The sequence below is a fragment of the Alloyangia mangrovi genome (assembly GCF_002300555.2).
In the GTDB taxonomy this organism is placed as follows: Bacteria; Pseudomonadota; Alphaproteobacteria; order Rhodobacterales; family Rhodobacteraceae; genus Salipiger; species Salipiger mangrovi.
The window spans coordinates 1-22,278 of sequence record NZ_NTHN02000002.1 but is presented as its reverse complement, the minus strand read 5'-3'; the positions used below and the strand labels follow the sequence as shown (position 1 = coordinate 22,278).

The 22,278-nt window shown below is 67.3% G+C and carries 24 protein-coding genes; 20 read left to right on the top strand and 4 right to left on the bottom strand.

Annotated elements, in window-relative coordinates; translation table 11 throughout:
- Nucleotides 1-40: 40 nt before the first annotated feature.
- Complete coding sequence (locus CLG85_RS01380) at nt 41-556, top strand: hypothetical protein (RefSeq protein WP_224843431.1); 516 nt, start codon at nt 41-43, stop codon at nt 554-556.
- A gap of 71 nt (nt 557-627) precedes the next feature.
- On the opposite strand, the gene CLG85_RS01375 is transcribed toward CLG85_RS01380, so the two are convergent.
- On the bottom strand, nt 628-1,500 hold the full coding sequence (locus CLG85_RS01375; protein WP_095883238.1) for a glycosyltransferase family protein: 873 nt from the start codon (nt 1,498-1,500) through the stop codon (nt 628-630).
- A gap of 117 nt (nt 1,501-1,617) precedes the next feature.
- Here CLG85_RS01375 and CLG85_RS01370 point away from each other — a divergent pair, with 117 nt between their 5' ends.
- Nucleotides 1,618-2,364, top strand: coding sequence for a hypothetical protein (locus tag CLG85_RS01370; RefSeq protein WP_095883239.1), 747 nt, complete (start codon nt 1,618-1,620; stop codon nt 2,362-2,364).
- Nucleotides 2,365-2,473: 109 nt separating this feature from the next.
- Nucleotides 2,474-3,664, top strand: a complete 1,191-nt coding sequence (locus CLG85_RS01365; protein WP_095883240.1) for a cytochrome b/b6 domain-containing protein — start codon at nt 2,474-2,476, stop codon at nt 3,662-3,664.
- Between the two features lie 103 nt (nt 3,665-3,767).
- On the opposite strand, the gene CLG85_RS01360 is transcribed toward CLG85_RS01365, so the two are convergent.
- Nucleotides 3,768-4,847 carry a PLP-dependent cysteine synthase family protein gene (locus CLG85_RS01360; RefSeq protein ID WP_095883241.1) on the bottom strand — a complete coding sequence of 360 codons (1,080 nt, stop codon included), beginning with the start codon at nt 4,845-4,847 and terminating at the stop codon, nt 3,768-3,770.
- Here CLG85_RS01360 and pyrC point away from each other — a divergent pair.
- From pyrC to CLG85_RS01345, 3 genes are all read left to right on the top strand, one after another.
- On the top strand, nt 4,819-6,207 hold the full coding sequence (gene pyrC / locus CLG85_RS01355; RefSeq protein WP_375796890.1) for a dihydroorotase: 1,389 nt from the start codon (nt 4,819-4,821) through the stop codon (nt 6,205-6,207). The genes CLG85_RS01360 and pyrC overlap by 29 nt on opposite strands.
- 31 nt (nt 6,208-6,238) lie before the next feature.
- Entirely contained in the window at nt 6,239-6,916 is a 678-nt protein-coding gene (locus CLG85_RS01350; RefSeq protein ID WP_095883243.1) for an orotate phosphoribosyltransferase, read from the top strand.
- Nucleotides 6,917-7,220: 304 nt separating this feature from the next.
- Complete coding sequence (locus tag CLG85_RS01345) at nt 7,221-8,708, top strand: replicative DNA helicase (protein ID WP_095883244.1); 1,488 nt, start codon at nt 7,221-7,223, stop codon at nt 8,706-8,708.
- Between the two features lie 206 nt (nt 8,709-8,914).
- Here CLG85_RS01345 and CLG85_RS01340 read toward each other — a convergent pair whose 3' ends face one another.
- On the bottom strand, nt 8,915-9,544 hold the full coding sequence (locus tag CLG85_RS01340) for a hypothetical protein (RefSeq protein WP_141244622.1): 630 nt from the start codon (nt 9,542-9,544) through the stop codon (nt 8,915-8,917).
- Between the two features lie 126 nt (nt 9,545-9,670).
- Here CLG85_RS01340 and alr point away from each other — a divergent pair, with 126 nt between their 5' ends.
- The 11 genes from alr to CLG85_RS01285 all read left to right on the top strand — a co-directional run bounded on the left by alr (nt 9,671) and on the right by CLG85_RS01285 (nt 19,116).
- Nucleotides 9,671-10,708 carry an alanine racemase gene (gene alr, locus CLG85_RS01335; RefSeq protein WP_095883246.1) on the top strand — a complete coding sequence of 346 codons (1,038 nt, stop codon included), beginning with the start codon at nt 9,671-9,673 and terminating at the stop codon, nt 10,706-10,708.
- The gene (locus tag CLG85_RS01330; RefSeq protein WP_095883247.1) at nt 10,705-11,511 is read left to right on the top strand and encodes an MlaE family ABC transporter permease; all 807 of its coding nucleotides are present in this window, start codon (nt 10,705-10,707) and stop codon (nt 11,509-11,511) included. The genes alr and CLG85_RS01330 overlap by 4 nt, the downstream gene beginning before the upstream one ends.
- Nucleotides 11,508-12,254: an ABC transporter ATP-binding protein gene (locus CLG85_RS01325; protein ID WP_095883248.1), complete on the top strand. Its 747-nt coding sequence runs from the start codon at nt 11,508-11,510 to the stop codon at nt 12,252-12,254. The genes CLG85_RS01330 and CLG85_RS01325 overlap by 4 nt, the downstream gene beginning before the upstream one ends.
- Complete coding sequence (locus CLG85_RS01320; RefSeq protein WP_095883249.1) at nt 12,251-12,652, top strand: hypothetical protein; 402 nt, start codon at nt 12,251-12,253, stop codon at nt 12,650-12,652. Before CLG85_RS01325 ends, CLG85_RS01320 begins: the two co-directional genes overlap by 4 nt.
- Nucleotides 12,653-12,742: 90 nt before the next feature.
- Nucleotides 12,743-13,177 (top strand): paraquat-inducible protein A, encoded by a 435-nt coding sequence (locus CLG85_RS01315; RefSeq protein ID WP_095883250.1) that lies wholly within the window; start codon nt 12,743-12,745, stop codon nt 13,175-13,177.
- Between the two features lie 160 nt (nt 13,178-13,337).
- Nucleotides 13,338-14,135 (top strand): DNA repair protein, encoded by a 798-nt coding sequence (locus tag CLG85_RS01310; protein ID WP_095883251.1) that lies wholly within the window; start codon nt 13,338-13,340, stop codon nt 14,133-14,135.
- 131 nt (nt 14,136-14,266) lie between these two features.
- Nucleotides 14,267-15,634, top strand: coding sequence for a DNA repair protein RadA (gene radA / locus CLG85_RS01305; RefSeq protein WP_095883252.1), 1,368 nt, complete (start codon nt 14,267-14,269; stop codon nt 15,632-15,634).
- 44 nt (nt 15,635-15,678) lie between these two features.
- A complete protein-coding gene (locus CLG85_RS01300; protein WP_095883253.1) occupies nt 15,679-16,251 on the top strand; it encodes a CvpA family protein in 573 nt (190 codons plus the stop codon).
- A 182-nt stretch (nt 16,252-16,433) separates the two neighbouring features.
- Nucleotides 16,434-17,966, top strand: coding sequence for an amidophosphoribosyltransferase (gene purF, locus CLG85_RS01295; protein WP_260348298.1), 1,533 nt, complete (start codon nt 16,434-16,436; stop codon nt 17,964-17,966).
- A gap of 165 nt (nt 17,967-18,131) precedes the next feature.
- On the top strand, nt 18,132-18,380 hold the full coding sequence (locus CLG85_RS01290) for an amidophosphoribosyltransferase (RefSeq protein WP_095883254.1): 249 nt from the start codon (nt 18,132-18,134) through the stop codon (nt 18,378-18,380).
- 88 nt (nt 18,381-18,468) lie between these two features.
- Nucleotides 18,469-19,116, top strand: a complete 648-nt coding sequence (locus tag CLG85_RS01285; protein WP_095883255.1) for an SDR family NAD(P)-dependent oxidoreductase — start codon at nt 18,469-18,471, stop codon at nt 19,114-19,116.
- 21 nt (nt 19,117-19,137) lie between these two features.
- Here the strand turns inward: CLG85_RS01285 and CLG85_RS01280 are convergent, their stop codons facing one another.
- Nucleotides 19,138-19,380, bottom strand: coding sequence for a hypothetical protein (locus tag CLG85_RS01280; RefSeq protein ID WP_260348296.1), 243 nt, complete (start codon nt 19,378-19,380; stop codon nt 19,138-19,140).
- A 685-nt stretch (nt 19,381-20,065) separates the two neighbouring features.
- Between CLG85_RS01280 and surE the strand changes: the two genes are divergently transcribed.
- The 3 genes from surE to CLG85_RS01265 all read left to right on the top strand — a co-directional run.
- Nucleotides 20,066-20,851 (top strand): 5'/3'-nucleotidase SurE, encoded by a 786-nt coding sequence (gene surE, locus CLG85_RS01275; RefSeq protein ID WP_095883257.1) that lies wholly within the window; start codon nt 20,066-20,068, stop codon nt 20,849-20,851.
- Nucleotides 20,848-21,492, top strand: a complete 645-nt coding sequence (locus CLG85_RS01270) for a protein-L-isoaspartate(D-aspartate) O-methyltransferase (protein ID WP_095883258.1) — start codon at nt 20,848-20,850, stop codon at nt 21,490-21,492. Before surE ends, CLG85_RS01270 begins: the two co-directional genes overlap by 4 nt.
- A gap of 63 nt (nt 21,493-21,555) precedes the next feature.
- On the top strand, nt 21,556-22,278 hold a 723-nt coding region (locus CLG85_RS01265; protein WP_260348295.1), incomplete at its 3' end, for a LysM peptidoglycan-binding domain-containing protein.

Genomic DNA, 22,278 nt, shown 5'->3' with positions numbered 1-22,278 from the left:
GAAGGAGCTAGGATCAATGAGAACCTATGCAGTCCGGAAAATGACGCACGCAGATTTCGATGCCCGCATCCGCCGCATCGATCCTGAGTTCGCCCGGCACGGCGCAAGCGACGCAGGCAAGGTCGCCCGCACCTCCAAGCACCCGATCGTCTCGGGCATTGTCGGCTTTCTCTGGGCCGGCGTGGTCATTGCCGTCGCCCGGAACCAGCAGACCATCGAAGCAAGCCTGCTTCAAGGCAGCCTCCCGCGCGAATACCACGTCTACGTCTTCGGCGCCCTCGCCGCGCTGCTCGCCGTCTCCGGCGTCATGGTGATGATGCACCTGCTGCGCATGGTGAGCCGCCGCGGCTCGGCCCGCAGCAACTCCGCCGGCATCCTCGCCGGTATCGCCGCCGCCGCCATGATGAGCATGATCCCCGCGCAGACCTATGTGGCCGGCCTTGGCCTGCTTAACGAGAATTCGCGCGAGATGATCGCCTCGGCCAGCACCTCGGTGCGCGCCACGACCGGCCTCGACATCAGCGGCACAACCTTCGTCTCCTCCCTCGGCAACTGAGGCGTAGGCGTCGCCCCAAGCCACGGACTCGGGGACGCAGCCGCGTAGGGCCCGCCCGAAGAGGCCCCGGCTCAGAAGAGCCCGTAGAATCTTTCCGGCAAGATATGTTGCCGATCCGGCTCGGGGCGCTCGAAGTGCCAGAAGCCGGTCTCGCCCCGCGGCGCCCAGCTCCGATGCATCCGCCGGCGCACCCGCGCGAAATCGAACGCCTCGGCCTGCGGCAAAGCCGCGAAGGCGTCGAAAACCGCCCGATCGTCTCCCCGCGCCTCGGCGAACCAGTGCCGCCCGATTGCCGCCTGTTTCACCCCCACCCCGAGCTCTTCGGTCACCTTATTGCGCCGGTCCATGGCTCCGACGTAATGCGCAAAATCGCAATATTTCAGATGGAAGAGATAGAGCGGCTCCGGCGTGAAAAGCTTTGACGCCTGGGTGAAATGCCCGCCCCGCGCGATCTTTGTCCCCAGCGAGACCACGCAGGGTTTCGAGTAATGCGGCGCGTGCCGCAGATGCCGCCGAGGCCCGAGAATGCTGTCCTCCACTGCAGCAGTCTCGCGATCAGGCCGATGGATCAACTCGAGCCCCAGTGGTGTCAGCACTCGGCGCAAAGGCTGCTGTGCAAGGAAATCCAGCAGATTTCCCGCTGCCGGGTCGAGCACCACCAGCTCGTCCACGTCGCCGACGATCACATGCCGGTAGTAGCTGCGCAGCCCGGCGACTTGCCCGTTGAGCAGCCGCCAGCGCTTCATGTCGAAGTTGGCATGCGGATCGCCCGGGATGCCGATCACGTTGCAGCCCTCGGCCAGCTTGGTCACCTCGGCGCCGCGCCCGTGGTTGATGATGTAGCAGTTCTCCCGCCCCAGCATCCGGCCGTAGTGGCGCAGCCAGGCCTTCAGGAAGAACGCATCATCGCGCACCATGGTGACGGCGGCGGCCACGGTCTGCATCTGCTCACTCCACCTCGTTCGGGTCCTGCCTTGGCCACAGCATAGCGCCTTGCCATCAAATGAGAATCGCCAATCGCGCGCAGCCTCGTTATCGTGCCGGAAAACCAAGAGGCCGCGATGATCGCGCAGCAGTTCAGCAGCACCGGCTGGCAGGTCCACCGCCCCGCCCCCGGCATCACCCGCTACCAGGTGTTCGGCGAGCGCAGCTCGGGCACCAATTTCGTCAAGCGGCTGATCGGGCGCAACACGCCGCTCGAACCGATCGAGGACCTGGGCTGGAAACACGGCTTCCCGCAGATGACTGCGATCCCGCGGGACACGCTCATCGTCTGCATCATCCGCAATGCCGTCGATTGGGCGCGCTCGATGCACGCCAAGCCCTGGCACTGCCCACCCGAGATGCAGCGGCTGCCCTTTTCCGATTTCATCCGCGCCGAGTGGGCGACCATCGCCGACCGACCGCGCTACTTCCCGCAGGTCGCGGCGCTTGGCGGCGCCGGGGAGGTCCTGCAGCACGACCGCCACCCGCTGACCGGCACGCCTTTTCCCGATCTCTTCTCCCTGCGCCGCGCGAAACTCATCGGCCTTACAAGCTTCTTCAACCGTGGAAGCGCGCTGCTCTTATGCCAGCTGGAGGCGGTGCAGGACCGCCCCGAGGTCTTTCTGACCGAGCTCCGAGCCCGCTTCGACCTGCCCCGAAGCACACCCTACCGCCCGGTGCACAAGCGCCTCGGCAGCCGGTTCAAACCCTCCATCGAGGAGCCGCGCCCGGAGCCCCCGGCCCATTTGTCCCCCGAAGACGTGGACTTCCTGCGCAGCCGTCTCGATCTCGGCCTCGAAGCGGCGCTCGGCTACCGCTACTGAGCCCCGGCGGGACGCCGCGCGCACGGGGTCTGTGCATCCGCGCAAATTGCGCTGCGGCGCGGCATCCCCGATCTTCGGCAAAACCTCATCCCGAGCCCGGAGACCTCCGATGTCCCTCGCCAACACCAAGACCGCCTATGGTGCCGTCACACGCAGCCTGCATTGGCTGACCGCGCTCGGCATCCTGATCATGATCCCGCTCGGCTGGATCGCCCATCTGTCGCCCTGGGCCACCGAGGCCGAGCTCGCCACCAAGGCGCAGCTCTTCTCGGTGCACAAGACCATCGGCGTAACACTCTTCTTCCTTGCCCTCCTCCGCATCCTCTGGGCGCTGAGCCAGCCCAAGCCAGCGCCGCTGCACCCCGAGCGCAAGGCCGAGAACATCGCCGCCGAGACGGTGCACTGGCTGCTCTACATGGCGTTGGTGATCGTGCCGCTCTCGGGCTGGATCGAGCACGCCGCGACCGAGGGCTTCGCCCCGATCCTCTGGCCCTTCGGGCAGGACCTGCCCTTCGTGCCCAAGTCCGACAGCGTGGCGGAAACTGCCGCCTCGGTGCACTTCCTGTCGCAATGGCTGCTGGTCGCCTCGCTGGTGCTGCATATTGCCGGGGCGCTGAAACACGTGGTCATTGACCGCGACGGCACGCTGGCACGGATGCTGAAGGGCGCCTCGGCAGGCACACCTTCGGCCGGGCACCGCGTCTTCCGCCCGCTGCTCCTGGCCCTGGCGGCCTGGGCCGCGCTGATCGGCGGCGGCGCTGCCGCGGGCCTCTTCGCCAGCGAGGAGGCCCCCGAGGCACCGAAGCTCGAAGCCGCCCAGTCCGACTGGCAGGTGACCGAGGGCACGCTTGGCATCAGCCTCGTGCAGATGGGCAAAGAGATCGAGGGCAGCTTCGCCGACTGGACCGCCGAGATCGCTTTCGAGCCGCGCGAGACGCCGGGCAAGGCAGGTGACGTCACCGTACAGATTGCCATCCCGACGCTGACCCTCGGCTCTGTGAGCAAGCAGGCCCTGGGTGCCGATTTCTTCGCTGCCGAGGACTATCCCACCGCCACCTTCCAGGCCGAGATCTTGCGCGCCGAGACGGGCTACGAGGCCGAAGGCACGCTCACGCTGAAAGGTGCCGAGGTGCCGGTCACCCTTCCCTTCGAGCTGACGCTCGACGGCGATACGGCCAGCATGACGGGCAGCACCACGCTCGACCGCCGCGACTACGCCATCGGTGGGAGCATGGCCGACCCGGCGCAGCTCAGCTTCGAGGTGCAGGTAACCGTGGCGCTTACCGCGACGCGGGGGTGACCGCAGGGCGCGCTTGCCCGGCGTGAGTCCCGGCTGAAGCGGTGGGATGTGCGTATTTGGAAAGAGAAGAAGGGCGCGGGCTTCTCGCGCCCTTCGTCGTGCCTCAGCCCATCTGGCTTGAGGGGGTGGAGAGGGACAGCGCCTTTTCCTCGTCGTCCATGTCCTCGACGACACCCTCGAAAAGCGGCGTCGACATGTAGCGCTCGCCGGTGTCGGGCAGCATGGCGAGGATCACCGTGCCCGGCTCGGCGGTCTCGGCGATCTTCATGGCGATGGCGAAGGTCGAGCCGCCCGACACGCCGGTGAGAATGCCCTCCTTCATCGCGAGCTTCTTCGCCCAGGCGATGCCATCCGGGCCGGCGACGGGGATCAGCTCGTCATAGGCGCCGGCGTCGAGCCCCTCCTGCAGCACGGCGGGGATGAAATCCGGGGTCCAGCCCTGGATCGGGTGCGGCTCGAAGGCGCTGTGGCTCTCGGTCGGCGAGCCATCCGCGGCTCGGCCCTGCGCGATGCCGCTGCCGACGAGCTGCGCGTTGGCGGGCTCCGAAAGGACGATCCTGGTCTCGGGCCGCTCCTTGCGCAGCACGCGGGAGACCCCGGTGACCGTGCCGCCGGTGCCATAGCCGGTCACGAAGTAGTCGAGCCGCTTGCCAGCAAAATCGTTGACGATCTCGCGCCCGGTGGTGGCCTCATGCACCGCGGCATTGGCATCGGTCTCGAACTGGCGGGCGAGGAACCAGCCGTTTGCCTCGGCCAGTTCCACCGCCTTGCGGTACATGCCGAAGCCCTTCTCGGCGCGCGGCGTCAGCACCACCTTGGCGCCGAGCATCCGCATCAGCTTGCGCCGCTCGATGGAAAAGCTGTCGGCCATGGTGACCACCAGCGGGTAGCCCTTGGCGGCGCAGACCATGGCAAGTCCGATGCCGGTGTTGCCGGAGGTTGCCTCGACCACGGTCTGGCCCGGCTTCAGCGTACCGTTCTTCTCGGCGGTCTCGATGATGCTCATCGCGAGCCGGTCCTTGACCGAGGCGGCGGGATTGAAGAACTCGGCCTTCACGTAGACCTCGACCCCTTCGGGCGCGAGGTGGTTGATGCGCACGGCAGGCGTGTTGCCCACGGTGTCGACGATGCTGTCGTAGAGCCGGCCGCGGCCGATGGTTTCGGTGGGCGTCGATGCGTCCATGGTCTCACTCCCTGTGATGTTTCCGTTGGGTCACATTACCCCAAAGCGCGTTCGGGCGCGCGCAGAGTCGGGTTGCAAGGGTTTCAACGGCGACCGGGTTTGTTTCAGCACGGTTTCGGCCGAGCGTATCGCGGCCACCCCACCAGCTTTCGCGCCCGCTCTTGCGCATGCCATCTGGCTCGGCGCGCGCGCGCGTGCTAACGCGCAGGGCATGACCCAGATCACGCTCCGCCGCCCCGACGACTGGCACCTGCACCTCCGCGATGGCGAGATGCTGGCCGGCATCGCCCCCGAATCCGCCCGCCACTTCGGTCGGGCAATCATCATGCCCAACCTCGTGCCACCGGTGGTCACCGGGGATGACGCCGCCGCCTACCGCGAGCGCATCCTGACGGCCCTGCCCGAAGGCAGCAACTTCACGCCGCTGATGACGCTCTACCTCACCGAGACCACCGACCCGGCGGATGTCGCCGCGGCGCATGCCTCGGGGCTCATCACCGCGCTGAAGCTCTATCCCGCGGGCGCCACCACCAATTCCGCCTCCGGCGTGCGCGACTTCGACAAGGTGCGCCCGGTGCTCGAGCTGATGGCAGAAAAGGGGATCCCGCTCTGCGTACACGGCGAAGTGGTTGACAGCGACATCGACATCTTCGACCGCGAGGCTGTCTTCATCGACCGCGTGCTCGACCCGATCCGCCGCGCCACCCCGGGCCTGCGCGTGGTCATGGAGCATATCACCACCAAGCAGGGCGTCGACTATGCCCGCGCCGGCGGCGACGATCTGGGCGCGACGATCACCACGCACCACCTGGTGATCAATCGCAACCACATCCTCGTCGGCGGTATCAAGCCGCATTACTACTGCCTGCCCGTCGCAAAGCGCGAGGAGCACCGGTTGGCCCTGCGCGAGGCCGCGACCTCCGGGGATGCGAGCTTCTTTCTGGGCACCGACAGCGCCCCCCCACGCCGATCCGGCAAAGGAAAGCGCCTGCGGCTGCGCCGGCTGCTTTACAGCGACCAACACGCTGTCGATCCTCGCCGAGGTCTTCGAGCAGGACGGGGCGCTCGACAAGCTCGAGGCTTTCGCCTCGCGCAATGGCCCGTCCTTCTACCGCCTGCCGGTGAGCGAGGAGACGGTAACCCTGACCAAGGGCGAGCCCGTCACCTATCCCGCCAAGATCGAGACCGGCGCCGGCCCGGTGACCGTTTTCGATCCCGGCATGCCGCTGCATTGGCGAGTCGAAGCCTGAGCCTGTCGCGCGGGGGCACAACGCTCCCGCGCGTTTCCCAACTTCGGGAAAAGCCGAAAGAGCGCGGCGCGGTGCCGTGCGCCCTTCCCGAACCCGCGCTTTCGCGCTAAGGCGGGCGCGGTTTTTCAAAGGAGCTGCCCCATGATCCCCTCGTCCTATCCCTCGCAAGAAGAAATGGCCCGGCTGACCGCCCGGATGCTCTGGGAGATCGGCGCGGTGCACTTCATGGGCGACGAGCCCTTCAAGCTCGCCTCCGGCCTGCCCTCGCCGGTCTACATCGACTGCCGCACGCCGATCTCGCACCCGCGCATCCGTTCGACCCTGATGGACTTCCTGACCGTCACCGTCATGCGCAACGCCGGCTTCGAGGCCTTCGACAACATCGCCGGCGGCGAGACCGCGGGCATCCCCTTTGCCGCGCTGGTGGCCGAGCGCATGGCTCTGCCGATGACCTATGTGCGCAAGAAGCCCAAGGGCTACGGCCGCAACGCCCGCATCGAGGGCAAGATGACCGAAGGCCAGCGCGTGCTGCTGGTCGAGGATCTGACCACCGACGGCGGCTCCAAGCTCAGCTTCGTCGACGCCATCCGCGAGACCGGCGCCACCTGTGCCCACACCGCGGTGATCTTCTACTACGGCATCTTCCCCGAGACCACGAAAACGCTCGGCGACCATGGCGTTGAGCTGCACTACCTCTGCACCTGGCATGACGTTCTGGCCGAGGCCAAGGCCCGCGGCGGCTTCGAGCCCGCGACCCTGGCTGCGGTCGAGGCCTTCCTCGAGGATCCGCGCAAATGGCAGGCGGAAAACGGCGCATAAGCGGATTTTGCACGGGCGGGGGCTACGGCGCCCTGCCCGCCTTCTCGCACCAAATGTTGCGAAAAATCCCGGGTCTGCTACGATATCTTCAAGAGCAGAAACGGGCGCCGGGCACATTTCCGGTTATCCCGAAATAATCCACAGAGATTTCCAGATTGGTCCGCCACCCGCGGCGCGTTAAGACGCTCGCACCTGCGGGACTCGGGGGAGCCGGTGGGGATATCACAGGGACAGAAAAAGACGTCGGGCCAATGGGACGCCGCTGCAACGACGGGGCCGAAGGGTCAGGGCAAAGGGGACAGGCATGAACGATCAAAGCGTATTCAACGCCACCGGCGTCGAGGTCGAGCAGGCTGACACGATGCCGCATTCGATCGAGGCCGAGCAGCAACTGCTTGGCGCGATCCTGACCAACAACGACGTCTACGACCGGGTCGCGGCCATCCTCGGCCCGCATCATTTCTACGACCCGGTGCACCGCCGCATCTTCGAGATCTCGGCGGCCCGCATCGCCAAGAACAACCTTGCCTCGCCGGTGACGCTGAAGGCGTTCATGGAGGATGACGAGGGGCTCAAGGAGCTTGGCGGGCCGGCCTATCTCGCCCGGCTTGCCGGCGCGGCGGTCTCGAGCTTCGCGGTGCGCGACTACGCGCAGATGATCTACGATCTTGCGGTGCGCCGCGATCTCATCCGGCTTGGCCGCGACATCTCGGACCGGGCCACCAAGGTCGACGTGAAATCCGAGCCGCGCGAGCAGATCGTGCAGGCCGAGCAGGCGCTCTACAAGCTTGCCGAGCAGGGCCAGACCGAGGGCGGCTTCCAGTCCTTCCTGCGCGCCGTCACCGACGCGGTGAACGTCGCCAATGCCGCCTACCAGCGCGAGGGCGGTCTGGCGGGCGTCTCCACCGGGCTCATCGACATGGACAAGAAGCTGGGCGGGCTGCACCCCTCGGACCTTCTGATCCTCGCCGGGCGTCCCTCGATGGGGAAAACCTCGCTTGCCACCAACATCGCCTTCAACATCGCCAAGGCCTACAAGAAGGGCACGCGCCACGATGGCACCGAGGGGGCGATCGAGGGCGGCGTCGTGGGCTTCTACTCGCTCGAGATGAGCGCCGAGCAGCTCGCCGCGCGTATCCTGTCGGAAGCCGCCGAGGTGCCCTCGGAGCAGATCCGCCGCGGCGACATGACCGAGGCCGAGTTCCGCCGCTTCGTCGATGCCGCGAAGAGCCTCGAGGCCTGCCCGCTGTTCATCGACGATACGCCCGCCATCCCGATTGCCCAGCTCGCCGCCCGCGCGCGGCGCCTGAAGCGCACGCACGGGCTCGACGTGCTGATGGTCGACTACCTGCAGCTGGTGCGCGGCACCGCCGAGAACCGGGTCAACGAGATCGCCGAGATCTCCATGGGCCTCAAGGCCATCGCCAAGGAGCTCAACATCCCGGTGATCGCCCTGTCGCAGCTCTCGCGTCAGGTGGAAAGCCGCGAGGACAAACGCCCGCAGCTCTCGGACCTGCGGGAATCGGGCTCGATCGAGCAGGACGCCGACGTGGTGATGTTCGTGTTCCGCGAGGAATATTACGTCGAGCGCGAGAAGCCCTCGGACGACCGGCTCGACGAGATGGCCGCCTGGCAGGAGCGCATGGAGCGCCTGCACGGCAAGGCCGAGGTGATCATCGGCAAGCAGCGTCACGGCCCTATCGGCACGGTGGAGCTCAGCTTCGAGGGCCGCTTCACCCGCTTCGGCAACCTCGTGCGTCCTTGGCAGAACGGCGAAGGCGACAATTTCTGACGCGCCTGACGTGGACCCAAGCCAAGGCGTGCGGGGCAGGAGACTCTTGATTTCCGGCCCCCCGCCCCCTAGATTCCAAGGGTAAGCAGGAAGGAAGAGCCTCATGACCGGACCGGATCCCATCATCATCTGACCTTCACCGGGCAGCGCATCGGTGGCCCTTTGTGGCCCGGCGCTGCCTTTTCGTGTCTGGCCTCCCAACTCATCTAGTTTGACGGCCAGCCCCGCCTGAATGCTTCGATCTTCCCTTCAAGCGCGACCCTCTGCGCGGCCAATTCCACCAGCGACCGGGTCTCGTCGAAACGAAACCTTACGAGCGCAAGGGCTGCGTGGTCATGCGCGAGACTCCCAAGGAGCTCCTGCCCGCAGGCCGCCGCGTCGCTGGCGCTCTCGATGATGAGCGCGATCACCTTGACCCGCGACTCCGGTGACAGCGTCAGGTAGCTGGCCTGCTGAACCCCCTCGATCTGCACCCTGATCTTTTCCAGCAGCCCGTAGAAATTCACCGTCTGGTGCAGCGCCCCGTCGGCGATGTTGTGCACCTCGCTGATCCGCGTGCGGTAGATCTCGGTGTGCCGAGCATCGGTGATATGCGGGATCAGCGCCCGGTCCTCGCGGAAGCGCTTTAGCAGGTCCGCCTCCGACGGCGAGCGCTTCAGGAAGCGCTCCATGTCCCGGGTGTTAAAGTCGATCTCGGCAAAGAGCGCCCGCACGAGGCTGTCCTGCTGCTTCCTGCGCCGACGCTCGTCACGCTCGTCGTCGATGAGCCGTTTCACGAACCAGACGAGGAAGCCGAGCGTCGGCGCGAGGAAGGCCAGGAAGAACCTGATATCCACATCTTCCATCCCGGAAATTCCCGCTTCCGCCCGCCCCTTGTCGAAAATTCAGGATGGAGAACTTCGGCCCGCAGGTCCAACGCTTTCCCTCTTGACGCCCCGCCCGCGCCCGGCAATCAACGCGCCATGGCACAGGCACAGCTTACCGTCGATCTCGACGCGATCCGCGCCAACTGGCGCGCCCTCGACGCCCTCTCCGATTGCGAGACCGGCGCCGTCGTCAAGGCAAACTCCTACGGTCTCGGCGCCGATCGCGTCGCGCCGATGCTCGCCCGCGAGGGCGTGCGCCGCTTCTTTACCGCCACGGTCGAAGAAGGCGCCGCGGTGCGCAAGGCTCTGGGGGACGGCCCCGAGATCAACGTCTTCGGCGGCCATATGGCGGGGGATGCGGGGCTGATCAAGGCGGCGGGGCTAACCCCGATGCTGAATTCCATCGACCAGATGCTGCGCCACGTCGAGGCGCTGCCCGGCCATCCCTTCGGCATCCAGCTCGACAGCGGCATGAACCGGCTCGGCATGGAGGCCGAGGAATGGGCCGCCCTTCGCGAGTTGGCGATGAAGCAGAAGCCCCGACTGATCATGTCGCACCTTGCCTGCGCCGACGAGCCGAACCACGGAATGAACGCCCACCAGCTGCGCAATTTTCGCGAGATGACCGACGGGCTCGACGCGCCGCGCTCGCTCTCGGCCACGGGCGGCATCCTGCTGGGCAAGAACTACCATTTCGACGTCACCCGCCCCGGCATCGGCCTTTACGGCGCGATGCCCTTCCGCGACGCCCGGCGCGTGGTCTCACTGCATATCCCGGTGATCCAGACCCGCGAGGTCAAGACCGGCGAGTCCGTGGGCTACGGCAACAACTTCGTCGCCCGCTCGCCGATGAAGGTCGCGACGATCTCGGCGGGCTACGCCGACGGGTTGCAACGCGCGCTCGCCCCCAAGACCTACCTCTGGGCTGGCGAGACCCGCTGCAAGCTGCTCGGGCGCATCTCGATGGACCTCATCACCGTCGATGTCACCGCGGTCGACACCCTGCCCGACACGCTCGAGCTGCTCGGTCCGCACCAGAGCGTCGACCAGTTGGCCAACCACATCGACACCATCGGCTACGAGATTCTCACCTCGCTCGGGGGCCGCTACGCGCGGGTCTACGCAGGCGCATGAGCCTGACCCGAACCCTCGTCGCCGCGCCCGCCGCGGCACTGGGGACGCTCGGTCGCGCGGTGATCCGCGCGCTGGGAGCGGCCGGACGGCTGACGCTCTTCGCTCTTGCGGCTCTGAGCCACATTGTCCGCCCGCCGCTCTACCCGCGCGAGTTCGGCATGGCGCTGCTTCACATCGGATGGCTGTCGCTGCCGGTGGTGGGCATGACGGCGATTTTCACCGGCGGCGCGCTGGCGCTGCAGATTTACTCGGGCGGCGCGCGCTTCAACGCCGAGGCGGTGGTGCCGCAGATCGTCGCCATCGGCATGGTGCGCGAGCTGGGGCCGGTGCTGGTGGGTCTGATGATCGCGGCGCGCGTCACCTCGTCGATCGCCGCCGAGATCGCCACGATGAAGGTCACCGAGCAGGTCGACGCGCTGGTCACCCTGTCGACCGATCCGATGAAATACCTCGTAGCTCCGCGGCTTCTGGCCGCGCTGCTCACCGTGCCGCTGCTGGTGGCGGTAGGCGACGTGATCGGCATCGCCGGCGGCTACGCCGTGGCCACCAGCTCGCTCGGCTTCAACCCAGTGGGTTACCTTGCCAACACGCTGAACTTTCTCGAACCGCTCGACATGCTCTCCTCGCTCGCCAAGGGCTGCGCCTTCGGCGGCATCGCCGCGCTCATGGGCTGCTATTACGGCATGCACTCGGGCCGCGGCGCACAGGGCGTCGGCCGTGCCACCAAGTCCTCGGTCGAGGCAGCGGCGATCCTGATCCTCGCCGCGAACTTCCTGCTTACGGGGGTGTTCTTCTCGGCATGATCACCCTCACGGACCTGCACAAGAGCTTCGACGGCGCACCCGTGCTGCGCGGCACCAGCCTGCATGTGCCCAAGGGCAGCTCGATGGTGATCATCGGCGGCTCGGGCACCGGCAAGTCGGTGCTGCTGAAATGCATCCTCGGCCTCGTCACCCCCGACAGCGGCCGCATCAGCATCGACGGGCAGGACGCGACGCGCGGCGAACGCGACGCCCTGCTCTCCCGCTTCGGCATGCTGTTCCAGGGAGCCGCCCTCTTCGACTCGCTGCCGGTCTGGCAGAACGTCGCCTTCCGCCTTCTGCGCGGCCCGCTGAGGCGCCCCCGCCGCGAGGCCCGCGAGATCGCCATCGAAAAGCTGCGCCGCGTCGGGCTCGGACCCGAGGTCGCCGACCGCCTGCCCGCCGAGCTCTCGGGCGGCATGCAGAAGCGCGTCGGCCTCGCCCGCGCCATCGCTGCCGAGCCCGAGATCATCTTCTTCGACGAGCCGACCACCGGGCTCGATCCGATCATGGCCGGGGTGATCAACGAGCTGATCCGCGAGATCGTCACCGAGATGGGCGTCACCGCGCTGACGATCACCCACGACATGAGCTCGGTCAGGGCCATCGCCGACCGCGTCGCCATGCTGCATGCAGGCAAGATCCGCTGGGAAGGTCCGGTCGAAGAAATGGACGCCACTGCAGATCCTTACGTGCAGCAGTTCATCCACGGACACGCGGCGGGTCCGATCGAGGCGCTGCGATGACTCTCTTCGAGCCGAGCCCGCTGCTCATCGCGCTGATCGTGTTCAAGAGCTTCGTCTACCTCGAGGTGCTGGCGCTGCTTGCCCTGGTCCGCGGTCTCTTCGCCCGCGGCCCGGCGCGGCTGGCGGCCCTGCTCTCGCTTGTCCTCGCGGGCTGCGGCATCTACGCGAGCCTCGCTCCGACGCTCGCCGCATCCCTCGGCCTGTCCGGCGTCCCTCTCCTGCCCGTCGTCTCCCGCTTGCTCGCCTGGCAGCAAGGGCTGCCGGCGCTGCTGCTCGCCTCCGCCCCGCTGGTGCTGAGCGCAGCGCTGCCCGGCAGCCGCTTCCGCGCCATCGACATTCTGCATATGCTGCTCATCGCGGGGCTTGTCGGCCTGTGGTTGGCAGCGCGCTTCGTCTGATCCACCCCTTCTTCTCTTTCCAAATACGCCGGGGTGAATTCGCCGCTAGGCGAAGAGGGGCAGCGCCCCTTGCCCGGCCCGAGACATTGCATGCTCAAATACGCCAACCTCGCCTTGTTCATGCTCTACCCCATCGCCTGGGCTGCACCGCTGATGCGGGCCGGGCTCCTGCCGCTCTTCGGCCTGTCGGAAATCAGCGTCATCTCGGGCATCGTCACGCTCTGGCACAGCGACGTCTTCCTGGCGCTGCTGGTGGCGCTCTTCGCGCTGGTGGCCCCCATGGTGAAGCTCGGGGGGCTGGCGCTGTTCCAGTTCGGGCGGGTGCCGCGCCGCGCGCTGCCGCTGGTCAACGCTCTCGGCAAACTGGCCATGGCCGATATTTTTCTCGTCGCGGTCTATGTCACGCTGGTCAAGGGCATGGGCATCGGCCGGATCGAGACCGGCTGGGGGCTTTATCTCTTTACCTTCTGTGTGCTGGCCTCGCTGGCCATAGGCCTGCTGGAGAGCCGGAATAGAGGCGACTGAACGAGTCGGGTTTCCCGCAACAATTGCAATTCTGCCACTGTGATTGTTCACGCGGACTTAGCGCCGGTCATTAAAGTTAACATTTCCCTCTCCTTTCGGTACACTCGCCCTATTCTATTTCGTTACCGTTCTTTCTTTGGCTTTTTCTTGGGAGTCCCCCATGGTGTCCCAACTTCGTGACGCAGGTCTCGCCCTGCACTATATCCTCCAGCGACTGGCATTCATTGTCGTAGCCACCGTTGGGGTGGCGCTGGTGATCTGGACCGCCGCCGCGGCTGCGGGGCTTGCGCCCTGGCTCGAGCTCGACCTCAGCCTTGGTGGGCAACCGATTGAGAATGCCGGTCTTTGGGTGCAATGCATCTTTGCCGGACTTGCTCTTGTACTGGTGTCCTTCCTGCCCAATGCCGCGCATGTCATGGCGTTGGAACGATCGCATCGCTCGTTCCAGATCGGCATGCGCGATATTGCCCGCGCCTATACGATGTCGCACCGCGCCGACCGCGAGGGGGTTTTCAAACTGCAATCCGAGTTCGATTCGGTCCGCGAGCGGATCGCCTACCTGCGCGACCATCCCGACCTTGCCGAGCTCGAACCCTCGGTGCTCGAAGTGGCCGCGCAAATGAGCCACGTGTCGCGCGATCTCGCACGCACCTATTCCGACCGCAACGTGCAGCGGGCGCAGGATTTCCTGATCGCCCGGCAGCAAGAGGTCGAGGATTTCAACATTCGCATCGACAAGGCCAAGGCCGCCGCCGTCGAGATCCGGCGCTGGCACGAACGGCTGGAGCTGGACGAGGCCATCGCGCAGGCGCAGCTTGCCCGACTGGTGGACGAACTCGAGGATATCCTGCCCGAGATCCTGCCCGAGGCCACGGTGACCATGGACGCACCCGCCCCCGAGTTCGCGGAAGAGCCGCGTCCGGAGCGCGTCGTGCCCCTACCACGCGCCGCCGAGTGAGCGCCGCGGGCTGAAACCACCGGAGGGGGCACGGCCCCCTCTGCGACTTCACCGCAGTCCCTCCCGGGATATTTGCGCCCGGATGAAGCGCCCAACTTGCGCAGCGCGCCCGGAGCGGGCAGAACCCGCGCATGGCCAAAGCTACCGCAAATTTCGTCTGTCAGTCCTGCGGCAACGCCACCTCGAAATGGTCGGGGCGCTGCGATGCCTGCGGGGAATGGAACTCCATCACCGAGGAGGTGCCGCTCTCGCAGGGGCCCGGCGGCAAGACGCTGGGCGCGACGCGTGGACGCAAGGTGGCGCTGTCGGATCTTGCCACCACCGAGGCCGCGCCGCCCCGCACCGCCTCGCGGATCGAGGAACTCGACCGTGTGCTCGGCGGCGGTCTGGTGCCCGGCTCGGCGATCCTCGTCGGCGGCGATCCCGGCATCGGCAAATCGACCCTGCTGCTGCAGGCCGCCGCGGCCTTTGCCCGCGCCGGGCAGAAGGTGATCTACGCCTCGGGCGAGGAGGCACGGGCGCAGGTGCGCATGCGCGCCCAGCGTCTGGGACTTGGCGAGGCGTCGGTGCAGCTCGCCGCCGAGACCAACCTGCGCGACATTCTCACCACGCTCGAGGCCGAGAAGCCGGGGCTGGTGATCGTCGACTCGATCCAGACCATGTGGGTGGACAACGTGGCCAGCGCCCCGGGTTCGGTGGCGCAGGTCCGCGCCGCGGCGCATGAGCTGACCACCTTCGCCAAGCGCCAGGGCACCTCGGTGATCATGGTCGGCCATGTCACCAAGGACGGGCAGATCGCCGGGCCGCGGGTGGTCGAGCACATGGTCGACACGGTGCTCTACTTCGAGGGCGAGCGCGGCCACCAGTTCCGCATCCTGCGCTCGGTGAAGAACCGCTTCGGCCCCGCTGACGAGATCGGCGTCTTCGAGATGACCGGCGCGGGGCTCGCCGAGGTGCTGAATCCCTCGGCGCTGTTCCTCAGCGAACGCGGCACTCCCGCGCCCGGCTCGGTGGTCTTCTCCGGCATCGAGGGCACCCGGCCGGTGCTGGTCGAGTTCCAGGCGCTGGTCGCCCCGACCCCGCAATCGCAGCCGCGGCGTTCGGTTGTCGGCTGGGACGGCGGGCGTCTGGCGATGATCCTGGCAGTGCTCGAGGCGCGCTGCGGCATCCCCTTCGCGGGACTCGACGTCTACCTCAACGTCGCCGGCGGCATGAAGATCAACGAGCCAGCGGCGGATCTGGCGGTGGCGGCTGCGCTGCTTTCCGCCCGCGAGGACATTGCCGTACCCCCGGAAACAGTTGTTTTCGGCGAAATCAGCCTCTCTGGCGCCCTGAGACCGGTCGGCCAGACCGAAAACAGGTTGAAAGAGGCGCAAAAACTTGGTTTTTCCAACGCGATCCTGCCAAAGGGCGGAAAGGCCACCGGCAAGAGCGGCATGTCGCTCAGCCAGATGCCCGACCTGGTCACTCTGGTGGGAGAGATGTTCGGCGCCGGCTAAGGCCCGGCATCGATCAACCGGATCAGACGAGGGGCGCGAAGCGCATGGACGGATTCACTATCATCGACGGGGTCGTCGCGCTCGTCATCGTGCTGTCGGCACTGCTCGCCTATTCGCGCGGGCTGGTGCGCGAGTCGCTGGCCATCCTGGGCTGGATCGTCGCGGCGATCCTCGCCTTCGTCTTCGCACCGCAGGTGCAGCCGCTGGTCAAGGAAATCCCGGTGCTCGGCGACTTCCTCGCCGACAGCTGCGAACTGTCGATCATCGCCGCCTTCGCCGCGGTCTTCGCGCTGGCGCTGGTCGTCGTGTCGCTCTTCACTCCGGTGTTCTCCAGCCTCGTGCAGCGCTCGGCGCTCGGCGGGCTCGATCAGGGGCTCGGCTTCCTTTTCGGCGTGGCGCGCGGCGTGCTGCTCGTGGCCATCGCCTTCTTCGTCTACGAGACGGTGATCACCGCGCAGGACATCCCCATGGTTGACGATTCGCGCTCGGCTGCGGTCTTTGCCCAGTTCACCGGCAAGATCGAGGACCAGAACCCCGAGGCCGCGCTCGGCTGGATCACCGCGCAATACGAGCAGCTGGTGGGCATCTGCGAAGCGCCGGCTGGCGGCGACGCCTGAGCCGCAAGCCCGCTGGCAGAACCCGAGGCCGCGCTTCCGGGCGCGGCTTTTTCGTTGCCCGCCTGCCGCAGGGGCTGGCACAATGATCACGAAATCCCGCAGACGTGTTAGCGCATGTCTTGCCACGCCGCGCCGCGGCGTCCATATGCGAAGCTTCCGTGACACGCGCCCCTCATGCCAGTATGAGGGGGCTGTCCCCAGCCCCATGGATTCGGAGCCGCCCTTGTCCGATCGCCAGATGCCCCCCCGCCCATCCCTTTGATTTCGACGCCGTCGATGCCGACAAGCTGCATGAAGAGTGCGGCGTGTTCGGGGTCATCGGCGTCACGGACGCGGCGAATTTCGTCGCCCTCGGCCTGCACGCCCTGCAGCACCGGGGTCAGGAAGCCGGCGGGATCGTCTCCTACTCGCCCGAAGACGGGTTCAATTCGGCCCGCCGCTTCGGCTACGTGCGCGACAACTTCACCCGCGCCTCGCTGATGGAAACCCTGCCCGGTGCACTCGCCATCGGCCACGTCCGCTACTCGACCGCCGGCTCCAAAGGCGCCGCGATCCGCGACGTGCAGCCCTTCTTCGGCGAATTCTCGATGGGCGGCGCCGCGATCGCCCACAACGGCAACATCACCAATGCCGACGCGCTGCGCCGCGAGCTGATCGAGCGTGGCTCGATCTTCCAGAGCTCGTCGGACAGCGAATGCATCATCCACCTGATGGCCCGCTCTCTGCAGCGCGACATCCCGGCCCGCATGGAAGACGCGCTGCGCCGGGTCGAGGGCGCCTTCTCGGTGGTCGCCATGACCCGCACCAAGCTGATCGGCGTGCGTGACCCGCTCGGCGTGCGCCCGCTGGTGCTCGGCAAGCTGGCCGACGGCGGGTACGTGCTCAGCTCCGAAACCTGCGCGCTCGACATCATCGGCGCGGAATTCGTGCGCGAGATCGAGCCCGGCGAGATGGTCGTCATCTCGGGTGGCAAGGTCGAGAGCCGCCGCCCCTTCCGCGCCCAGCCGTCGAAGTTCTGCATCTTCGAGCACGTCTACTTCTCGCGCCCCGATTCGATCATCGGCGGTCGCTCGGTCTACGAGACGCGCCGTCAGATCGGCGTCGAACTGGCCCGCGAGGCGCCGGTCGAGGCCGATCTCGTCTGCCCGGTGCCCGACAGCGGCACCCCGGCCGCCATCGGCTTTGCGCACGAGAGCGGCATTCCCTACGGCATGGGGATCATCCGCAACCAGTACATGGGCCGGACCTTCATCGAGCCGACCGAGCAGATCCGCAACATGGGTGTGCGCCTCAAGCTCAACGTCAACCGCGCGCTCATTCGCGGCAAGCGGGTGATCCTGGTCGACGACTCGGTGGTGCGCGGCACCACCTCGCGCAAGATCAAGGAGATGATCCTTGATGCTGGCGCCGCCGAGGTGCACTTCCGTATCGCCTCGCCGCCCACCGCCTGGCCGTGCTTCTACGGCGTGGACACGCCCCAGCGCGAAAAGCTGCTGGCCGCGACCATGTCCGAGGAGGAGATGCGCGAGCATCTCGGCGTTGACAGCCTCAAGTTCATCTCGCTCGACGGTCTCTACCGCGCCGTCGGCGCGAGCGACGAGGGCCGCAACAACGCCTGCCCGCAGTATTGCGACGCCTGCTTCTCGGGCGAGTACCCGGTCGAGCCGGCCGACATGATCGAGAAGGGCTTCAAGCTCAAGACTGCGGCAGAGTAACGCAGCCTCTGCGCGCCTCCTCGCCGAGGCGCGCGCCGCTTTCCGCCGCAGGACCCCTTCCGTTGCGGCGCGCACGGGGACGTGACGACGCGTCCCCCTTTTTATGCCCACGGCCCTTCTTTATTTGGCTGCAATCCGCCGCAACCAGACCAAGGAGAGCAGGCCATGGCAAATTCCACACCCCCTAAAGTTGCCGCCAGCGCCACCACGCAGGCGCCCTTGCCGAGCGGCATCGCCCTGCTGGGCGTGCGACGCTCGGACCGCGATCCACGCGCGCTGGTGCGCCTGCCGGATGGCCGGGTGATGACCGTCGGTGTCGGCACGCAACTCGGCCGGCAGAAGATCGTCGCCATCGACGAGGACCGTATCGCGCTCTCCAAGGGCGGCGCCGCCGAGTGGATCGAGCTGCCCTGACACCCGCACGACACGGCTGCCGGACTGCGCGGCCTGCGGCATCGCGGGCGAATTGACATTCGCCCGTGTCCGGGCGAGAGGGCGTGCCATGAGTGAAAAGATCGCCCTTGTCACCGGAGCCTCGCGCGGGCTGGGCTTTGCCCTCGCCGACGCGCTCGCGCCGGAGTACCACATCGTCGCCGTCGGCCGCACCGTCGGTGGGCTCGAGGATCTCGACGACCGCATCAAGGCCAAGGGCGGGGCAGCGACGCTTGCCCCCATGGACATCACCAAGCCCGAGGCCATGGCGCAACTCTGCCGCTCGGTCTGGGACCGCTGGGGCGGCATTGCGCTCTGGCTGCACACTGCTGTGCATGCCGCGCCGCTGGCCCCGGCCAATCACCTGGACCAGAAGGACTGGGCGAAGTCGATCGCGACCAACCTGACCGCGACCGGCGTGCTGATCCCCTACATCACACCGCTGCTCGGCGCAGAGGGCCGTGCGGTCTTCTTCGAGGACGACCACGCTGGCCAACGGTTCTACGGCCACTACGGCACCACCAAGGGCGCGCAGATCGCGCTCGCGCGGAGCTGGCAGGCCGAGACCGTCAAGACCGGGCCCAAGGTCGAGATCGTAAGCCCCAAGCCGATGCACACCACCACCCGCGTCGTCTTCCACCCTGGAGAGGACAAGACCGTGCTCGCCTCGCCCTATGCCGAGGCCGCGCGTCTTCTGGGCGAGCTGGGCCTCACCTGACCCCTGCGCTTCGGACAGACCTCAGCCCAGCTCGAAGCGGGAAACCCCGGCCGCCGCGAGCTGCGCGTCGAGCGCCGGCGAGGTGAGGAATTCGAGAACCGCCATCGCCTCAGCGGCGGCGGTTCGCGTGACGAAGACCGACATGTCGATATGCGTTTCGAGCGCATCGGGGAAGATCGCCCCCGGCTCGACGCCGGGGCTGCTGAGAATGGTCGTCAGCGGGGCGACGGCGAGTTCGATCTCTCCCGCCGCGACCGCCGCCACCGGAGCACCGCCCCCCCATCGGCCGGCAGCGCGGCCCCACATCCGCAACGATTCCGAGCCGCCCCAAGACGCCCAGAAAAGTGCGTCCGCTGGTGCCAGCCCCGGTGTAGCCGATGCTCTGCGCCGATGTCAGCAGGGCGACGATTTCCTCGGCCCCGGTCAACACCGGCCCGCCGGTTCCGTGCTTGCGGGCCACGGCGAGCCGTACTCGGCCAAAGGCCCGGTGCGCGGCAGGGTCCACGTAGCCCGCGTCGGTGAGCTGCCGGACGTATTGCGGGTTGCTCAAACCGATGTCACCACGCCGGCCCGAGAAGACGCGCTCGGCGATCGCCGGGTTGAGATCATGCACCGGCCGCAGTGACACGCCCGCGGCCTCTTCCATGCAACCGCGCAGCGCGCCGATTACCGACTTGATCGCCAGGGGCACGAGTATGACAAGTTCCTGCGTCGGCATGGGGTTGGCCTCGGAAATGCGACTTCGGCGGACGATAGCATGTTCAGCGCCCCTGCGAAGCCTCTCCAAAAGATCGTGATCACAAGCCGACGTCGCGGAAGCTGCTGCGCTCGCCGCAACTTCTGAGTCACACCTTGGCCCTGGAACGCACCGGAGGCACCCCGTAGCCCTGCAGCGCCTTGCTCCAAACCGGGCCATTGCCTATGGAAGGTCCATAATAGGGATCCCATCATGCGCATTCTCATCACCAATGACGACGGCATCAACGCCCCGGGGCTGGCGGTGCTGCAGGCCATCGCCGAAGAGCTCGCCGGACCCGAGGGAGAGGTCTGGACCGTGGCGCCCGCCTTCGAGCAATCGGGGGTGGCCCATTGCATCAGCTACACCCACCCGATGATGATCGCCGAGATGGGACCGCGCCGCTGGGCCGCCGAAGGCAGCCCCGCGGACTGCGTGCTGGCCGGTCTGCACGACGTGATGAAGGACTGCCCGCCCGACCTCGTGCTCTCCGGCGTGAACCGGGGCAACAACTCAGCCGAGAACGCGCTCTACTCCGGCACCCTTGGCGGCGCCATGGAAGGCGCGCTGCAGGGGCTGCCGTCGATCGCCCTGTCGCAATACCTCGGCCCGCGCACCCGTCACCTGACGAACCCCTTCGAGACCGCCGCGACCCATGGCGCCGAGGTGATCCGCCGCATCCTCGCCGCGGGCACCGAGAGGGATGCCGACTACCGGCTGTTCTGGAACGTGAATTTCCCGCCCTGTCCGGCGGAGGAGGTCAAGGGCACCCGCGTCGTGCCGCAGGGCCGGCGGGCCGAGACCAACTACTCGGTTGAGCCACACCTCTCGCCCTCGGGCCGGCGCTTCCTGTGGATCCGCGGCGGCGACCAGCGCAGCCCCGCACCTGCCGGGACCGATGCCGCGGTGAACCTCGAGAGCTACATCTCGGTCACGCCGATGCGCGCCGACCTGACCGACCACGCCGCGCTTGCGGCGCTGGAAGGGGCCTTCGCATGAGTTTCGACGCTGAACAGAAGATGCAGCTGCTCTTCGCCCTGCGCTCGCGCGGGGTGACCGACAGCCTCGTTCTCGAGGCGATGGAGAAGATCGACCGCGGGCTCTTCGTGAAGGGCTATTTCACCGACCGAGCCTATGAGGACATGCCGCTGCCGATCCCCTGCGGGCAGACCATCTCTCAGCCCTCTGTGGTCGGGCTGATGACGCAGGCGCTGAACGTGTCGAACCGCGACAAGGTGCTCGAGGTCGGCACCGGCTCGGGGTACCAGGCGGCGATCCTCAGCCAGCTGGCGCGCCGGGTCTACACGGTGGACCGTCACCGCCGCCTCGTGGTTGAGGCGCGCAAGGTATTTGACGCGCTCGATCTTTCGAATATTACCGCCTTCACCGCAGACGGCAGCTTCGGCCTGCCCGACCAGGCGCCCTTTGATCGCATCTTGGTGACCGCCGCGGCAGAGGACCCGCCCGGCCCGCTCTTGGCCCAGCTGCGGATTGGCGGTATCATGGTCTTGCCCGTGGGGCAGTCCGACACCGTGCAGCACCTCATCCGGGTGACCCGCACGGAACAGGGCTTCGACTATGACGAGCTGCGCCCCGTGCGCTTCGTGCCGCTTGTGGAAGGTCTGGCCAAGGAGAGCTGACCTTTCCGGGCGGCAATTGACATGACGTCCCGGGACAAGGGGCGCAGGTGAGGATCGAGACAGATGGACGACGCATTCCGCAAATCCGCCACCCGGATCGCCGGGCCGCTGGCCGCGGCCGCCATGCTGGCGGCCTGCTCCGGCCCGATCGACTACGACATGCGCGGCCGCATGGGCGGCTCGCTCGACACATCGCAGGCCGCACTTTCGGCCAGCACCGCCGACCGACCGGTGCCCGATGCGCGGGGCGTGCTGTCCTACCCGACCTACCAGGTGGCCGTAGCCCGCACCGGCGACACCGTGGCGGACGTGGCCAACCGCGTCGGCCTGCCAGCCGGAGAGGTCGCCCGCTACAACGGCATGCAGCCGAACGACCCGCTGCGCCCCGACGAGATCATCGCCCTGCCGAGCCGCGTCGGCGTCGCCGTACCGACCGGCAACGTGGACATCGCGACGCTTGCCGGCAATGCGATCAACAACGCCCCCGCCACCGCCCGCCCCTCGGAGGTGACCACCACCACGCTCGCCCCGGCGCAAACCAGCGCCCAGACCCGCGCGACCAGTTCCGCCGCGCAGACCGGCGGCGTCGAGCCGATCCGCCACAAGGTGCAGCGCGGCGAAACCGCCTATACTGTGGCGCGGCTCTACGGCGTCACGCCGAAGTCGCTGGCGGAGTGGAACGGGCTCGACGCCAACTTCACCCTGCGCGAGGGCCAGTACCTGCTGATCCCGAAATGGGCCGCCGCTGCGGGCATGGTGAACGCCGAGGACCGTGCCGCCGCCTAC

Excerpts from the sequence above, each read along its gene's own strand:
- CLG85_RS01380 (WP_224843431.1), top strand. The coding sequence starts at position 41 with ATGACGCACGCAGATTTCGATGCCCGCATCCGCCGCATCGATCCTGAG.
- CLG85_RS01375 (WP_095883238.1), bottom strand. The coding sequence starts at position 1,500 with ATGCAGACCGTGGCCGCCGCCGTCACCATGGTGCGCGATGATGCGTTC.
- CLG85_RS01370 (WP_095883239.1), top strand. The coding sequence starts at position 1,618 with ATGATCGCGCAGCAGTTCAGCAGCACCGGCTGGCAGGTCCACCGCCCC.
- CLG85_RS01365 (WP_095883240.1), top strand. The coding sequence starts at position 2,474 with ATGTCCCTCGCCAACACCAAGACCGCCTATGGTGCCGTCACACGCAGC.
- pyrC (WP_375796890.1), top strand. The coding sequence starts at position 4,819 with ATGGTTTCGGTGGGCGTCGATGCGTCCATGGTCTCACTCCCTGTGATG.
- CLG85_RS01360 (WP_095883241.1), bottom strand. The coding sequence starts at position 4,847 with ATGGACGCATCGACGCCCACCGAAACCATCGGCCGCGGCCGGCTCTAC.
- CLG85_RS01350 (WP_095883243.1), top strand. The coding sequence starts at position 6,239 with ATGATCCCCTCGTCCTATCCCTCGCAAGAAGAAATGGCCCGGCTGACC.
- CLG85_RS01345 (WP_095883244.1), top strand. The coding sequence starts at position 7,221 with ATGAACGATCAAAGCGTATTCAACGCCACCGGCGTCGAGGTCGAGCAG.
- alr (WP_095883246.1), top strand. The coding sequence starts at position 9,671 with ATGGCACAGGCACAGCTTACCGTCGATCTCGACGCGATCCGCGCCAAC.
- CLG85_RS01330 (WP_095883247.1), top strand. The coding sequence starts at position 10,705 with ATGAGCCTGACCCGAACCCTCGTCGCCGCGCCCGCCGCGGCACTGGGG.
- CLG85_RS01325 (WP_095883248.1), top strand. The coding sequence starts at position 11,508 with ATGATCACCCTCACGGACCTGCACAAGAGCTTCGACGGCGCACCCGTG.
- CLG85_RS01320 (WP_095883249.1), top strand. The coding sequence starts at position 12,251 with ATGACTCTCTTCGAGCCGAGCCCGCTGCTCATCGCGCTGATCGTGTTC.
- CLG85_RS01315 (WP_095883250.1), top strand. The coding sequence starts at position 12,743 with ATGCTCAAATACGCCAACCTCGCCTTGTTCATGCTCTACCCCATCGCC.
- CLG85_RS01310 (WP_095883251.1), top strand. The coding sequence starts at position 13,338 with ATGGTGTCCCAACTTCGTGACGCAGGTCTCGCCCTGCACTATATCCTC.
- radA (WP_095883252.1), top strand. The coding sequence starts at position 14,267 with ATGGCCAAAGCTACCGCAAATTTCGTCTGTCAGTCCTGCGGCAACGCC.
- CLG85_RS01300 (WP_095883253.1), top strand. The coding sequence starts at position 15,679 with ATGGACGGATTCACTATCATCGACGGGGTCGTCGCGCTCGTCATCGTG.
- purF (WP_260348298.1), top strand. The coding sequence starts at position 16,434 with ATGAGGGGGCTGTCCCCAGCCCCATGGATTCGGAGCCGCCCTTGTCCG.
- CLG85_RS01290 (WP_095883254.1), top strand. The coding sequence starts at position 18,132 with ATGGCAAATTCCACACCCCCTAAAGTTGCCGCCAGCGCCACCACGCAG.
- CLG85_RS01285 (WP_095883255.1), top strand. The coding sequence starts at position 18,469 with ATGAGTGAAAAGATCGCCCTTGTCACCGGAGCCTCGCGCGGGCTGGGC.
- surE (WP_095883257.1), top strand. The coding sequence starts at position 20,066 with ATGCGCATTCTCATCACCAATGACGACGGCATCAACGCCCCGGGGCTG.
- CLG85_RS01270 (WP_095883258.1), top strand. The coding sequence starts at position 20,848 with ATGAGTTTCGACGCTGAACAGAAGATGCAGCTGCTCTTCGCCCTGCGC.